The sequence below is a fragment of the Thalassomonas sp. RHCl1 genome (assembly GCF_947387555.1).
GTDB lineage: Bacteria > Pseudomonadota > Gammaproteobacteria > Enterobacterales > Alteromonadaceae > Thalassomonas.
Genome location: NZ_CANDNZ010000016.1, coordinates 49473 through 66985 on the forward strand (window position 1 = coordinate 49473; position 17513 = coordinate 66985).

The window sequence follows — 17513 nt, forward strand, 5'->3', positions numbered from 1 at the left end:
TTATCCCTTGTTCTGGAATGCGTGCGCCATCCCCACCAGGATTTTGCGTTCGCCGCTAAACGGCTCCCGGCCGTGACTGTAGAGCATGTTATCCAATAACAGGATGTCGCCTTTTTGCCACACAAAAGCGATTTTGTTTTCTTGATAAATGTCGCGGATCATTTTTACGGTTTCATCGGGAATTTCGCTGCCGTCGCCGAAGTAAGTATTGCGGGGCAGTCCCTCTTTACCACGCGAACTCAGCAACTCTTTCTGAATGGCCGGCTCCAGGGTGGAAACATGAAACAAATGCGCCTGGTTAAACCACAATTCCTCCCCGGTAACTGGATGTTTACAGATAGCGGGAAGTATCTGCCTTGTGCGCAAATCGCCGTTGTCTAACCACTGAAATTCAATATCATGTTCGTGGCAGTAGGCTTCAACCTCCTGCCTGTCTTGAGTGTTAAAAACCTCCTGCCATGGCAGGTCGATATCAGAAAAGTTACGCACATACATAATGCCTTTGGCAGCGAATTTTTCACGAATTTCCCGTGGAATTTTGCTTAAAATTATCCGGCTGTCGGCAATGGGGGTTTCTCCGCCTTCAGCCGACGGCAACATGCAGAAAAACCCCAGGCGCATAGGCCAGACATTGGTATAGGCTTGCTCATTGTGTTGTACAATGAGCTGATCGCTATGGTACTCAGTCGCGGTATAGATATTGCCGCGCAACTCTGTCCTGGGGGTTGAGCGCAAATTATAGGAAAGCAGCTCCCCTGAAAACAGCTGGCTGAGCAACTTGCCAAACTGACGGCTGCTGGCAAGATCAAGCCCCCGGATCAGCAGTGCGCCTTTACTTTGCAACCATTGCTCGATGGCCTCACCGTGCTCTTGAGCCCAATCAAGCGGCTTGATGCCGGTTTGTTCAACCTGAACCAGCATATCCAGTCCACAAAACCGCTTGATCTCGATCGCGTCAGTCATTTCAGCTGTGCTCATTTGCTTCCCCTTTTAATATTTGTTGTGCTATTTCTTTGGCCAGTGTCTGGCAATTTGGTGGCATCAGGATGCTGCTGTGATTGCCCCGGGCCAAGGTCAAACGTATCTCTCCGGATGTCACCAGATCCCAGTCCAACAGTTCGCTGCGGTTTTCACGGGCTCCCTGTTCCCTTGTTTCTGCCTGGTATAAATCTATGTCGATGCCGGTTTTTGGCGGCACATGTCTGCTGCGCACCCGGGCGATTTCACAGAAATACTTCAGGTAACGTTTAAGCTGGTGTGCTTCTATACCTTCAATCACCACAGCCTGGTTTATCAGCTCACGTTCAAGCGCCTCTATACCTTGTTCTTCATTAAACTTCGCCAACAGTTCCCAGTTGTCGAAGCTAAAGTCGGCAAAGTCACGGTGGGCTTTTTGCAGCGGCAAATACCAGGGGTCGTTCAGGGCGAGATTGCCTTTTTTACCCGGCGTGGTATCCAAAATCCCCAGGTAGGCCACCTCATCTCCCCGGGCCTGCAGTTGCGCGGCAATTTCATAGGCAAGACTGCCGCCAAGTGAATAACCCAGCAGGTAATATTTCCCGGCAGGCTGAACCTGTTTCATTAAACGAATGTAGAAGGCAGCAAGCTCAGTGAAACTGGTCGGGTAGTCATCCGTATAGATGTAGGGAGGCTGTAAGCCATAACAGCTGGCAATATCGCTTAGCTCACCCGCCAGATCTGAATAAACCAGGGCGCTGCCCAAACGGGAATGCAAACAGAAGATATTGCGCTGCCCTCCGGATTCATTGAGTTTAAGGATACAGTTACCCGCTTGTTTAACCGCCCGGGTAAAGCCATCATCAAGTGCTTGCACCGGTGAGATTTGTTGCTGTGATAATTTTTCCATGATCAAGTCAACTTGACCCCCCAGGGTCAAATTCAGGTACAGGTCCCTGACCACCAGCGAGACCTGGAAGCATTGACTGAGCTCGCGCATCAACTTCATGCCAAGCAGGGAATGACCTCCGACTTTGAAGAAATTATCCTCCACCGATATCTGTTCCAGCTGCAGCAGCTGTTGCCAGATTTTTCTTATTTCAACGGTGATGGTCTCTTTATCGGCTGAGTCTGTCTGAGCTGCCGGCTCTTGCCCTGCAAGTTGCGGCATTTTGGCGCGGATCAGTCCGGCCTGAGCCCCCAGGGTGATATTATCAAACAACTCAAGTACGCTGAGGCGAAGCCCGAAATTGCTGTCAATTTCTGTCAGCAGTTTCATGGCCAGCAAAGAATGACCTCCCAATTTAAAGAAGTCGTCTTTTGCAGCCACAGACGGAATATTCAAAATGGCACACCAGATTTCCCCAAGCTGCTGTTCGACGTCATCACTGCCCTCTGCAGCCGTATTCACCTGTTCTGCCATCGGCTTCGCCGTGCTTGTGCCAGCATTCTCAGAGGATAATGCCAAGACTTCAGGCTTAGTCTGGGAAAGGGCCCGGACATCTGGTTTACCGCCTGCGGTCACAGGCATTTCAGGTAAGACCAGGTATTGTGCCGGTAACATAAAATCAGGCAAGCGGCTTGCGAGCTCGGATTGAATGCCAGCCAACTGCTCCGCCCGGCTCTGAGGCTCAGTCAATACCAGGTAAGCAACCAGCTTACGGGTGACATCCTGCTCCAGGCCAGGCAACACCAGAGCGGTTTCAACCTGGCTCAGGCTATTGAGCACTGAGGTGATTTCATCCACTTCTATGCGATAACCGCGGATCTTGACCTGATTATCAACACGGCCGATAAACTCCAGAGTTCCGTCCGCTAAGTAACGAACCAGATCGCCGGTAGCAAAAGCACGAACCTTCTCTGCCACAGTTAAAAGGGGAAACTTGTCATCGGTTAATTGCTCACGATTGAGGTAACCTAGCGCAACACCGTCACCGGCGACATACAGCTCACCCACGGCGCCTTTTGGTACACACTGCAACGCCTGATCCAGGACGAAAGCCCGGGTATTGAGCATAGGACGGCCGATGTTGACACTTTGTCGTGAATCAATAAGGGCATAGCTGGCATTAACCGTCGTTTCGGTCGGGCCATAAGCGTTAATGGCTTGCGTGCCGCTTTGCGTGCAGTAATTGCCAATTCGTTGCCAAAGTTCAGGGCTGACCTTGTCGCCGCTGACAATCAGATTGATATTTAACCCCAGTTCCTCGAGCTTGGGCAGGATATATTCCATTAGCAGGGGCTGGGCGTTAAAGACCTGGATTTGGTGCCGGGCAATTAACCCCGCCAAAGCCCCGGGGTCTTTGACTTCATCCTGGCTGGCCAGCACCAGCTGGCGGCCGCTTGCCAAGGCAACCAAGCTTTTTATAGAGGCATCAAAAGCATATGAGGCATTCCACAACCAGGGGCTTTGCTGTACTGACTCAAAATGAGACAGCTGCTCGCTAAAGCCGTGGTAGAAATGACGCAAATTACCCTGGCTATTAACGACACCTTTAGGCTTGCCTGTGGAGCCTGAGGTATAAATGATATAGGCAGGCTGGTCTTTGCTGTTTTCCACGTCCATAAGGTTATCGCTTGAATACTCCAACAAACGACGACGGGTATTTTCATCATCCAAGACCAGCTTAGCCACCCCGGTGCCGGCGGTTTTATCTGCCTGGCTGCTATGGATAAGCAAAAGCTTAATATCCGCATCGGCAAAGATTTGCTGCTGGCGTAACTTGGGATCATTTACATCTACCGGCACATAAGCAATACCGGTTTTAAGTGCGGCTAAGATAGCGACCAGGGTATCGATACTGCGCTCGAGCAGCAAACCAAGACGTGGGAAGTCCGCTCCCCCCCCGACATTAACAGGGTTTGCGGCACTTGTTTTGCCAAATTCGGCGCAAAGATAATGTGCCAGGCGGTTTGCAGCAGCATTGAGCTCACCAAAGGTGAGTCTCTGCCCCTGACATATCACGGCGGTGGCTTGCGGGTTTATCTGCGCCCGGGTTTCAAAGTGACGATGTAAAAAGCACGCTTGGGTTGTAGCCATAGGCCCGGGGGCGAAATCACTAAGCAGTTGCTTAACTTGCGCTGCTCCAAGGGCGGTGATTTGCCGCAATGGTGCTTGCGGTGCTTCAACCATACGGGCAAGCAAGTGTTCAAACTGCTGGCTGAAATTCTCTATTCTGTCCCGGTTAAAAATGGCGGTATCGTATAACCAGGAGATAAACAACCCCTCATCGCCTTCCTGGGCGATAATTTGCAGATCAAACTTAACATAAGTGTCATCACGCCCCAGGTTGGAGAATTGCAGACCGGGAATGTCGATATCTTTTTTCTCATTGGCGCCCATATTAAAGACGATTTGAAACACCGGGGTGTAAGACAGGTTACGGCCGACACTGAGGTGCTCAACCAGATAATCAAAAGGAATATCCTGATGATTTTGCGCATCCAGGTTCACTTTTCTGACATGCTGCAAGTAGTCATCCAGATTATCAAAATCGGTATTGGTCCTGAGCACCAGGGTATTGACGAAAAAGCCGATCAAGGGCTCTATCTGGGCATGGGTGCGGTTAGCCATAGGCGAACCGATAACAATGTCCTTGCTGGTGCTGTTACGGGATAACATCAGTGCCAATGCACCTTGCAGCAGCATAAACAAGGTTAACCCCTGCTGCTGTGCCAATTGCTTCAACCCCGAACATAACGCCGGCGGCAACTGACTTTGCACATTGTCGCCATTGTGGTTTTTCACTTGGGGCCTTGGTTTATCCAACGGGATAGCATGTTGCTCCGGGATATCGGCTAATTGCTCGAGCCAATAGGCCAACTGCCGCTCCAGGATTTCTCCCTTAAGATAATTGCGCTGCCAATGGGCGAAATCTGCGTATTGCACTTCAAGTGGCGGCAGGGGATCTCCTTGATGCTGTTTTGCTGCCTGGTACTGGGCAACAAATTCCTTGATCAGTACCCCTACCGACCAGCCGTCGGAGGTAATATGGTGGTTGCTTAACCAGAGTATGCCTTCATTATCGCTTAAGCGGATATAGCCCATATTAAGCAGCAAATCTTTCGACAGGTCGTACACCCGCTGACCGGCTTGTTTAAGCAGTGCCTTGATATGTACTTTTTGTTCGTCTGCAGTGAGATTTTCGACATCATGTCTTTCGATGGCAAATGCCACCTTGTCACTGATCAGCTGTACAGGCCCTTCACTGGTTTCTTTATAAACGGTTCTTAACGACTCATGGCGTTGGATAATGCGCGCCATTGCCGTTTCTGCCGCATCAAGGTTAAAGTCTCCTTTAACCTTTAATACTTTAAAGTTGGTATAGTGAGGGCTGCCGTTGAGCATATTATCGATAAACCATAAACGCTGCTGGGCAAAAGAGAGCGGCAGCTTTGTGCGATCAGTCACCGGCCTGATAACCAAATCCTTATCGCTTGCCCTTGTTTTCGTGCTTTCACCCGCCAGTTCGTTTTCATAACCCAGGGCATTTGCCGTACCCCAGGTTTGCGTGCTGAGGAAGTCTTCCTGATATACCTGCTTCCAGGCACTAGCCGCTTTTGTGTCTATGCCCTTGTGAGTGTGGAATTTAACATCACCTATCATACGTGACGTCGAGTGCACCCCGTCGGTCATTCTTTGCCGGCCGGCGTCCTCTGCATAAGGGTTGGTCATGGCCGGCTCATAAGGTACCCCGATAAAATCGCACAGTTTGCGCATTTCTTGCTGCGGTGAAGCCAGCATGCCCTCATAAGCAATTTGATGTTGCCTTTCCCCGGGTATGGTTTCAAGGAAAGAGAGAATGTTTTGCTGCGAGTTTGTCCAGACAATTTCCGCCAGTTGACGGGTAGTATAGTCATGTTGCTTCAAGTGCAGGATCTGATCCATTTGCGCTTTTTCAAAGGAGTTGATCATGGCATACGGATGCCTGGTCAAATGAATATAATGCGCCTCTTCAAACAGCTGTTCCGCCTGTTGCAGGATGTCCGGATGGTAAGAATAAAAAGGGGTTTTATCCACCAGGATGCGCCCCGGGATCCAGTCCTGGAGCTGGCAATAAAATTCACCGACACTCATGCCTTTTTGCTCCATCTCACTCACCAGGGCTTGGGCCTGTTCAAGGTCGACACCTTTGGCAGCCATCACAGCACGCAATACCCCCTCGGTTCTAAACTTAAAGCGCCCGTCAAAACCCGCCCGCCAGTCGGCCAGGGTATCGTATTGCAGTAATTCCAACTCCGGCGGCGCAAACAATTGCGAGTTGCCTGCCAGCATGACCCGCAGCAGGGTTGAGCCGGAGCGGGGAGAGGACAGCAAAAAGACCGCTTTACCCGGCTTTTTAGCAGGGGATGTTAAGGTCGGCGTTGACGGGATTAATGTCCTGAAATGATCCAGTATGGTCTGCTCCAGCACAAAGCCCTTCTCTTCGCTTGTCTGTTTTGCAGCATCTTCTGCCGTCATCAAACCTTTATCGAGCAAAGCTTGTCTATAGTGCTTCTGCAAGTAAGCGGTGTAATCCGCCAGTACCGGATGATCAAAAATAATCGCCACATGGACAATTTCCCCCAATAATTTTTGCGTTTGGCTGATAACCTGAATAGCGAGCAGGGAGTGCCCCCCCAGCTCAAAGAAATTGCTGTTGATACTGATCTCTTTTTTGCGCAGTACTTTCTGCCAGACTTCATAAACAAATTGCTCAAGCGGATTGCGCGGCAACTCATTAACCGTTTGGTCTTGCAACGCAGCATCAGGCTCCGGTAACGCACGTTTATTCACTTTACCGTTAGCACTTAACGGCAAAGCCTCCAGCGGCACAAAACATGTCGGTACCATGTAGTCGGGCAAAGTTTCCGTTAAGCTGTGCTTAACTGCGGTGGTAACATCAGCAGCTGACGCCTGACCCGGCTTTATTACCAAATAAGCCACCAGCTGTGAGATACCTTCGCCATCGGCTTTAACCACCACCACAGTATCTCTAATTGACGGGTGCTCTTTTATGCCGTGTTCGATTTCACCGGGTTCGATACGAAAACCCCGCAGTTTGATTTGTTCATCGATACGCCCTTTATATAAAAGCTCGCCCTTTTCATTCCAGCAAGCCAGATCGCCGCTGCGGTATAACTTGCCGGTGATACTTTGCTTAAACGGATCGGCGACAAACTTTTCAGCGGTTAGGCCCGGCTGATTGACATAACCTTTGGCCACGCCATGTCCGCCAATGTAGAGTTCACCTACCGCCCCTTTAGGCGCGAGTCGCCCCTGCTTAGTCATCACATAAACCTGGGTATTGGCCATTGGCCGGCCTATGGGCAAAACATCGTTAAGCTGGTCAATATTGGCGGTAACATCAAACAAGGTACATCCGACAACGGTTTCAGACGGTCCATAGTGGTTATATATCTGGCTGTTGGGGAACTTGCTCTGTAATGCTTGTGCCAAATCGGCCTCAAATTTTTCCCCGCCGATAACAAAAGTGTGTTTTCCGGCACATAAGTCACCGGTAAACAGCTCCAGCAAGGCTTTGACATGCATGGGGGTCATGCGCAATAGCCAGTGCTTGGTACTGTCATCCATCAATTTGCCGGCGATGGCGGAAATCGGCTGTTGCTGATCGAACAAATTAACCATGCTGCCGGTCATCAGCGGCAGAAACAGGCTGGGTACTGTAATATCAAAGGCGGGTGATGTCGCCACCAGGGAGCCGTTTGCCTGGTGATAATAGCTGGTCAAGGCAAACTGACAATAGTCGTGTAAACCACGATGCGTTACTTCAACCCCTTTGGGTGTGCCCGTTGAACCCGAGGTATAAATAATATAAGCACCGGCGTCCGGCGCCACCGCAGCGGCATCGTATGTGTCGCCATAACCTGCTAACCAGTCGTCTTGGCTGACAGCATTGCTCATAGGCAAAACTTTTACCTGATCGGCACGAAAGTCTGTGTCTGTGATCACTAACTTGATATCGGCGTCGCTGATAATGCTGTTTAACCGGGCTTGTCCCTGCGATTGCAGCAAAGGCACATAACAGGCGCCGGATTGTAAAACAGCAACCATGGCCACCAGCATATCGATATTGCCCGGTAACAGGATAGCCACTTTGTCATTTGCCGTGATGCCATGTTCGCGCATATAGTTGGCTATTCTTGCACTAAGCACACCCAATTTTTGATAACTCAGGGATTGACCGTTGCAGCTGGCGGCAATTTGCCCGGGCGCCGATGCAATTTGTGCCGCGATTGCCTGCGGCAACATACGCTTATCGTCAAACTCAAGCTCGGTGGCGTTAAAATCCCTGACCAGGGCCTTTTGCTCTTGCTCCGTCATCATGATTAGCTCGTCGCAAGGCAAGGCATTAATTGGCTGTGTCACTTCTGTCAGGCTTTGCAACAGCGTACAGTAATGCCGACTCAGCTGTTTAATATGCTCGCGGGTGAACAAAGAGCTATCGTAGAGCCAACTGATTTCCAGGCCGGATTCGCCGATAAAGGCGCGGATACGGATATCTGACTTTGACAGCGGATCCTGCTCGCCAAAAGAGGAAATTTTCAGCCCGGTCAATGCCAGTTCACTTTCTTGCAGGGTATTCATTGAAAACACAATCTGCGCAATAGGATTGTAGGCAGGGTTTCGCTCCAGGTTTAACCGGTCCACCAATTGATCAAAAGGCACTTCCTGGTTGGCCTGTGCGTCTAAATTAACTTTTCTGACATGGGCCAAATACTGCCCCAGGCTTTTGTGCTCTGTATTGACTCTCAGCACTAAGGTATTGATGAAGAAACCGATCAGGGGCTCAAGCTCGGTATGAATACGGTTGGCAACCGATGTGCCCAGAACAATATCGTGATTATTTGCATGACGGGACAATACCAGGCTGAGCATGCCCTGTAACAGCATGAAACTGGTCATTTCGTGATCCTGCGCCAGTTTCTGCAGCGACTTTGCCGTTTCACTGGGCAAGGTTTGACGCACTATGTCCCCTTGTATGCTTTTCTCTTTGCCACGGGTAAAGTCCAGAGGCAGGCTATGTAAATTGGGGATATCGGCGAGTTGTTGATCCCAATACTGCAACATGTTGTCAAAGCGCTCTCCCTGTAACCTCGCCCTTTGCCAGGCAGCAAAATCGGCATAACCTATGGGCAGTTCGGGCAGGGGAGAAGGCTTGTCCTGTAACAGGCTTTGATAGAGGACTGAGAATTCATTAATAAGAATTCTCATCGACCAGCCGTCACAGGCGATGTGGTGAATGCACAAGTACAGTACGCCATCGTCCGGGGCCAGACGGGCAAAGCTTGCCCGAACCATAAGATCACCGGATAAATCAAATGCCTTGCGGGCATCCGCGGCAACCAATTGCTCGACTTCAGCAATTTGCTTATCCCGGGGCAGGGTCGACAAATCGTGACAGCCGAGTGTGAAAGCAACTTGTTCTCTGATTTCCTGTTTCGGGCCTTGTTCATCTTCCAAAAACACGGTGCGCAAGATGGCGTGTCGCTGGATCAGCGCCGCTATCGCCTGCTCGGCAACTTGTGGCTCAAACTTGCCCTGTATCCGCAAAGCATGCGGAATATTGTATTGGGGACTGGCACCGTGAAGCTTGTCGATAAACCAGAGGCGTTGCTGCGAATACGACAAGGGCAAACGTTCGGCTTTATCAACAGCAGCAATAACTTGCCGGTTTTTGTTTTTACCTGTCTTAGAAAGTTCCCCTTGCTCAAGGCGTTTATAACCGAGGGACTCGGCTAGCTGCCATACGGTATCGCTTAAATAATCGTGATCGAGTTTCTCTTTCCAGGCATGGGTCGAGCGGCTGTCGATCTGTTTATGGCCGTGGAATTTCACATCCCCGAGCATACGGGACACCTGATGCACACCGTCCGTCATACGTTTGCTGCTTTGATCATAGGGGCTGAGCAATGCCTGGTGAAAGTCCACCTTGAGGAAGTCACATAACTGCTGCATCACAGGTTCAGGACTTGATACCAGGGATTCATAAGAGACATGAATTTGCCGCTCTTTTGGTATGCCCTGCAAAAAGTTGCTGATATTCTGGTGTGAATTGAGCCAGAACAATTCACCCAGTTGACGGGTAGAATAATCATGCTCGTTAATAAATAACACCTGATCCATCTGCGCTTTCTCAAAACTGCTGATCATACCGTAAGGATGACGGGTCAGGTGGATATACAGGGCATCCTCAAACAAGTCTTCCGCCTGCTGAAGAAATGCCGGGTGATAGCTATAATAAGGGGTTTTATCAATCAGCAGCGCCGGTGATACCGACTGTTGGAGATACTGATAGAAGTCCTGCACTGTCATGCCTGAGGCTTCAAATTCTGCCATCATCGCCTGCGCCCGGGACAGATCTATGCCCTTGATCTCCATCAGGGTCCGGATTGTACCTTCAAGGCGGAATTTATAGCGGCCGGAGAAGGCCTGCCGGCGCTGCGCCAGGGTATCAAAGTGTAACAGCTCCAATTCCGGCGGCGCCAAAAGCTCAGGATGTCCCGCCAGCATGATACGCAACAGGGTAGAGCCTGATCTTGGCGGAGACAGTAAAAATACCGCTTTGGGGTTTTTACCCCGTCCCGGCGGCGGTGGTGTCGGCACCACAGGCATCAGTTTTTGGATAAAATCCGGACTCTCCAGGGTCACATTAAAGTCAGCACTTGGCTGCCCGGTTTCTGTGTTATGCCCGCTCAACAGGTTTAGACGCAGCAGGGCATCCGGATACTGGCTTTCAAGGTAGCAGGAAAAGTCTGCTAACGTCGGCTGGTCAAACATCACCACCAAATGGATAATTTCATCCATTGCTTGCTGGATCTGGTTAATGACCCGGATTGCCAACAGCGAATTACCGCCGATTTCAAAGAAGTTATCTTGCCTGCTGATAACCGGTTTATTAAGCACCTTTTGCCAAATATCATGAACAAAATGCTCCACTTTGCTTGCCGGTTTCAGGGCAGCAAGGTCGTCGGTGTTTTCATTGCCGGGCCGGGGCAGGGCTTTGACCGCGACTTTACCATTAGCACTGAGCGGCAGACTTGGTAAAGCCATCATATAAGCAGGCTGCATATAATCGGGCAGCTTACCTTTAAGTATTTGTTTAAGCTCGTGTATTAACTCTTGCGGAGTTTCCAGGCTATTTTTATCCCCGGGCACAACCCAGGCGGCAATGGCAGGGGCGGTATTGCCTTGTGTCGGCGTTAGGGCGACAAATGCCGACTTCACAGCCTGGTGTTGCAGCAAATGATGTTGTATCTCCCCCAGTTCAATCCGGTATCCGCTTATTTTTACCTGGTTATCTTTACGTTGCAGATATTCCAGCTGGCCACATCGGTTCCAGCGCACCAGGTCGCCGCTGCGATAAAGGCGCGGGAAAGTTTCCGGGGCGAAAGGGTTGGGGATAAATTTCTCGGCGGTAAGCTCAGCCTGGCCCAGGTAGCCTTTGGCCACACCGTTACCGCCGATAAACAGCTCTCCGGGGACGCCGGGAGGGACAGCTTGCATCTGCTCGTCCAGCACATATACGCAGGTATTTTTCATGGGACGGCCGATGGGGATAATATCGGTTAACTCTCCGATATTGGCGGTTACGTCAAACAAGGTACAGCCCACCACGGTTTCCGATGGACCGTAGTGGTTATAAACCTGACTCTCAGGGAAACGGCTTTGCAGCGCTCTGGCGGTGTCGGGGGCAAAACTTTCCCCCCCGATAACAAACACATGTTGCTCAGTCCGGTTATCTGGCGGCAACAGCTCAAGCAAAGCCTGCACATGCATAGGGGTTAGCCGCAGCAGGTAATTTTTGCCCTCTTGGGCCTGAAGCGCATTTGCCAGCACCGTAAGGGGCTCTTCATCCCCCGGCAGCTGGACATTTCCTCCCGTTAATAACGGCAGGTATAAGGCGGGGACTGTGATATCAAAAGCCGGTTGCGTGGCAACAATTGAGCCCTGGACATCGCCGTAATAATGCTGTCTGGCAAACTGGCAATAATCGAGCAAGCCAAGATGGCTGACATCAACCCCTTTGGGGGTGCCGGTTGAACCTGAGGTATAAATAATATAAGCAGAAGACTGTAAATCCAGCTTGATATCGCCGGCCAACTCGTCAAAAGTCTCTTCATAACCGGATAACCATGACAGCTTGCTTGCCAGATCGTCCAACAACATCACTTCGACCCCGGATAAAGGCAATTGGGCAAGCTGGCGCTCGCTGGTCATCACCAATTCTATCCCGGCATCCTTGATGATCTGCTCCAATCTGTCCTGCCCCTGATTGGCCAGCAAAGGCACATAACAGGCACCAGCCTGCAGGCAGCCAAGCATAGCTGCAACAATTTCCACGCCGGGGGGCAACAGCAAACCGATACGTTGACCATCACCCAGCTCTTCTTCCAATAAAAACCCGGCCAGACGCTGACTAACCGACATTAGCCGGCGGTATGACAGCGTGTCCTCTCCGCAGCTTAAGGCGATGTTATCCGGGGTTTTCTCCGCCTGTGAGCGGATAAGCTCATGCAACAGTTGCTGCTTAGGGTAGTCTTCCCGGGTATCGTTGACCGTATGCAGCCAATGATGCAATTCATCTTCGCTTAGCAGGTTTATATCCGCCAGCGATGCTTCCTTCGGCTCGGTAACGGCTGCAACTAAGCGCTCAAAGCGCTGATGCAGGGCCTGGATACTTTCGGCTAAGAACAAGGCCGAGTCGTACACCCAGCTAATCAATATACCATCAGCTTCTTCGCTGGCATTGATTTTTAAATCATAACGCCCCAAAGGCTCCCCGGATGCCAGCGGCGAAAATGCGATACCCGGCAGGGACAAATCATCGACCTCATTGGTGTTCATGGTAAACAGGATTTGTACCAGGGGATCGTAACTTGAGCTACGGTTAATAGCCAGGCGTTCGATTAATTGCTCAAACTGAACATCCTGGTTGCTCTGGGCATCCAGGTTGACCTGTTTAACATGCGCAACAAGCTCGGCAAAGGTCTCAAACCGGTTGTGCGTGCGCAGCACCAGGGTATTGATAAAGAAACCTATCAGGGGCTCAAGTTCTTTACGGGTGCGGTTGGCACTACGGGTGCCAAGCACGATATCATCGCAATTGCTTTGTTTTGACAGCAACAGGCTGAACATGGCATGCAAGAGCACAAACAGTGAAGTATTGTGCTCTTTCGCCAGCTTACTCAGGGTGTTACTGATCTCAGGCGATAGCTTGTGTGACAGCGTTCTGCCGCTATCCAGGCGTTTGTCCTTACGGGCAAAATCCATGGGCAGGGCATGAAGCTCAGGGGCATCTGCCAGCTGATGCTGCCAGTAGTCAAGCTGTTTGGCCGCTGCTTCACTCTGGCTCCATTGTCTTTGCCAATGGGCAAAATCGGCATATTGAATATCCAGCTCAGCCGGGGCAAACAGAGTAGAGGAAACAAGCCCCTGGTAGCCTTCAATAAATTCTTTGACCAAGATGCCCACCGACCAGCCGTCGGAGGCAATGTGATGCATATTAAACAGCAGCACGGCTTCATCTTTTGCCAAGGCAATATGGGCTATGCGCAGCATTAAATCCGAGCTTAAATCAAAGGGGATTTTACCGTTATTGCTGATTAGCTCGCCGACGGCCTGCTCCTGTTGCTTGCCGGACAGGGACAAGAGATCATGGCGTTCTATCGAGAAATCAAAGCGCTCCCGGACATATTGCAACGGCTCACTGAGCTCTTCTTTAAACACAGTGCGCAGCGGTTCATGGCGCTTTATGATGGCGGTAAAGACCTTTTCGGCGACATCAAGATCAAAGACCCCCTTGACCCTAAACGCAGCTTGCAGCTTGTTTTGCGAGGCCGATCCCAATACCCGCTCCCGCAGCCAAAGCCGCTCTTGTGCAAATGACAGCGCCATACCCGCTTCTGGTGAGCGGGGCAGCTTTTCAATGTCACTTTGCCTGGCAGCCGGTGTCGCGATTTCATCCGTTAGATAGGCCAACAGCGCCTGCTTGTTTTCTTTTAGTAAGCTTTTGATCTCTGTGGTTAACGCGCCTTTGGCCGCTTTAATTGACAGCTCACCATTGTTGGCATTAAGCAGGATCTTCTTTTCTAAAAGCAAATCGATCAGTTGTTCTATCTTCATCATAATGAAAATTCCTCTATTTCATCTTCATCCATTGATTCAAAGGAATCGCTCACAAGCTGCAGGGCTTTTTGTCTGGTAATTATCTGTGCAAGCGCTTTGATAGTGTTATTGTTATAAACTTGACGCAGGGCTAATTTTTGTCCGAACACATCCTCCATCCGGCTGACCATACGTATTGCAAGTAACGAATGTCCCCCCAGTTCGAAGAAGTTAGCGGCAATACTTATTTTTTTTGCTGGGATATCCAACAGTTCGGCCCAGATCTCCAACAGTTGCTGCTCTTCTTCGGTTTCTGGCGCCTGATATAAGGCGGGCATCACATAATGCTCCGAACCGGGCAAGGATTTCATGTCAACTTTGCCGTTGGCGGTTAACGGCCAGCGTTTTGTAAACACGAAAAAAGTGGGTAACATGTATTCCGGCAAGTTTTGCTGCAGCTGCGAACGCAGCTGCCGGGCCAGGAATTGCTGTCTTTGTCCGGGGTCTTGTTCTGCCGGCTCCCCCTTGCCTGATTGCTCGGGACTGCTTTCCTGGTTATCTTCAATCACCCAGGCAACCAGGTACTTCTCTCCGCCGCTATCGGTGCGGGCGGCGACAACACAAGACTCGACTTCCTTACAGGCGGTTATCTGCTGCTCGATTTCTCCTAACTCGATGCGGAAACCACGGATCTTAATTTGATGATCGGCACGTCCGATAAATTCGATATTGCCATCGCTGAGGTACCTGCCCAAATCACCGGTACGGTAAAGCTTTTGCCCCAACTCATGGTGATAGACAAAGCGTTCAGCGGATAAGGTTTCATCGCCGTAATAACAGCGGGCAACGCCATCGCCTGCGATACATAACTCACCGGGAACGCCAACCGGGCTTAGCTGCAAGTCCTGATTGACGATATAAAATCTTTGATTAGATAACGGCTTGCCATAAGGCACAGACTTACGGCCACCGGTATCTTCCGTGATGGGGTAATTGATGGACCAGATGGAACCTTCCGTTGCCCCTCCCAGGCTATAAGTCACCACGCCGGGGAAAGCATCCCATAAACGTTTCGGCAGGCCAGGGTCAATCCAGTCGCCACTCATCATCACCAGCTTTAAAGGAGCACTGCTGATGCGTTTTTGCATATCCAGTTGCTCCACCAGTAAAGCGGCTGATACCGGCACCGTATCCCAAACCGTAACCTGCTCGGCTTCGGTCAGTTCCAGCCAGTGTCCGGGGTCTGTGGCAAGTTCGTCATGTGGGAAAATAACCTGGCCGCCGGCGGCCAGGAGGCCAAAGATATCATATACCGATAAATCAAAACTGAGCGCCGAAACCGCCAACACCTTGTCTTTGTCGGTAACATCATACCGGGCATTGATATCGAGCAGGGTGTTGACCGCCGAACGGTGTTCAATGGCCACTCCCTTAGGCTGTCCGGTGGAGCCTGAGGTGAAAATAACATACGCCAAATCTGTCGGTTTTTGCCGGTTCTCAAAATTGGCGGCCTCCTGTTGTATATCTACCGGAATCACTTCAATATCACACAGATCTAACGGCTCGGTGTTATTGATAGCGTCATCTGGATTATCTAATAAGGTATAACGACAGCCTGCCTTTTTAACGACATTTTCACAGCGCTCTTGCGGCCATTTGCTTTCCAGCGGCAGATAGGCGCCACCGGCCATCATGATACCTAAGGTTGCCACCACCTGCTTTCGTCCTTTAGGCAGGCGTACCGCTACCAGCTCCCCGGTTTGTACCTCTAGCTGACACAGCTTTTTGCAAACGGCGAAAGCATGGACAAACAATTCACCATAACTCATTTGCCCGTGTTGATCTTTTATCGCGACGGCATCCGGGTTTTTAACAACACTTTTTAAAAATAATTGTTGCAGGGTCTGCTCGATCGGATAGTCAACCCGGGTATTATTCCATTGGCTGATTTGCAGCTGTTCGTTCTCGCTTAAAATCGCAATATCAGCCATACGTGAAACGCCGGGCATGGCCAGCAGGGTATTTTTAAGGTGACCAAGAATACGCTCTATCGTCAGTTCACTAAACTGCTCAAGCAGATAGTCCAAACGTAACCTCAGGCCATCATTTTCCATGGCAAGCAAGGTCAGCGGGTAATTTGTCCGCTCGACAATGGAAGAAGCCTCTATCTCAATGCCGGAGGCGGCATCGCCACTCCCTTCTTCAACCGGATAATTCTCGAACACAAGCAAGCTGTCGAACAAACCGGTATTGGTGGGCAGCTCGCTGGCTCTCTGGATTTCCAATAAGGATAAATAACCATATTCATTGCTTTGCATAAACTGTCTATGGATACTTTTCAGGCTGTCAGCAAGATTTTGTTCTTGCCCAAAAGACACTTTCAGCGGAATGGTATTGATAAACAGTCCCACCATGCTTTCAACATTTTCAACTTCCGTCGAGCGCCCGGAAATAATGTTGCCAAAAACCACCTGCTGTTCGCCGCTATAACGGTATAACAGGTAGGCCCAGGCCAGCTGCACTAAAGTGTTGAGGGTTGTGCCGTGTTCGCGTGCAAATTGTTTAATAATATTGGTCTGACTTTCATCGAGCATTATGCTGCTTTGCCGGTAGCCTGCCTGATCATCCTCTGTCGGCAGCTTGTCTACTATTAACGGGGTAGGTGCGCTCACATCCACCAGCAAATCCCGCCAATATTGACGCGCTGCTTCCATATCCTGCTGTTCCAGCCAGCTGATATAATCCCGGTAATTTGCCGGGGCCGGCAACAGTTGCCCGGCTTTAACGTCAACGTCTGCCAGCAGACCCCGGTAAAAGGCCATAACATCATTAAAAACAATCGGCGTACACCAGCCGTCTAACAGCATATGATGGAAGTTCCACAGTAACTGGTACCTGTCCTTGCCCAGCTGGAATATCGCCACCCGGGTCAAAGGTGCACTTTGCATATCAAAGCCCCTGGCTTCATCTTCGCGGCGAAACGCTTCAAAATGCGCTTGCTGCTCTTGCTCGCTCAAATCGCTGATATCTTCCTGGTACCACTGCAGCATTGCTTTATTGACCACCAGCTGATGTAAACCTTGCTCATTCTCGACAAATAAGGTCCTGAAGATGTCGTAGCGCGCGATAACCTGCTGCCATGCTTTTTTAAAGGTATCAAGTTGCAAAGCGCCGCTCAGCACAGGGCATATCTGCACCACATAAGCACCATCTTCTAACAGGCTGTGATACAACATACCCGTTTGCATCGGGGTCGCGGGGTAGATGTCGGCAATATCAAATTGCTGTTGCCACTGATCTAACTCTTGTGTGCTGATCCGGGCCATAGGAAAGTCACTGACGGTATACTCGGTTTTTTCCAGCCCCAGGCAGTGGTCTATTATTGCCTGCAGGGCGAGTTCTATGGCCTGCACCAGGGAGTTCATCTCATTTGCAGTAAATGCTTCAC

Annotated in this window: 3 protein-coding genes (1 of these 3 only partly in view); all 3 read right to left on the reverse strand. The window is 50.5% G+C overall.

What is annotated here, in order from left to right:
* Tightly spaced (each overlapping or abutting the next), the 3 genes in view from QL234_RS27530 to QL234_RS27540 form a layout consistent with a single transcriptional unit that may run on beyond the window.
* Positions 1 to 978, reverse strand: coding sequence for a TauD/TfdA family dioxygenase (locus QL234_RS27530; protein ID WP_281560966.1), 978 nt, complete (start codon positions 976 to 978; stop codon positions 1 to 3).
* Positions 965 to 14086, reverse strand: a complete 13122-nt coding sequence (locus QL234_RS27535) for a non-ribosomal peptide synthetase (RefSeq protein ID WP_281560967.1) — start codon at positions 14084 to 14086, stop codon at positions 965 to 967. Before QL234_RS27535 ends, QL234_RS27530 begins: the two co-directional genes overlap by 14 nt.
* Positions 14083 to 17513, reverse strand: the 3' end of a protein-coding gene (locus QL234_RS27540; protein ID WP_281560968.1) for a non-ribosomal peptide synthetase. Its footprint extends 9277 nt past the window's final position; the window shows 3431 of its 12708 coding nt (coding positions 9278–12708); the start codon falls outside the window, past its right edge; the stop codon is at positions 14083 to 14085. Before QL234_RS27540 ends, QL234_RS27535 begins: the two co-directional genes overlap by 4 nt.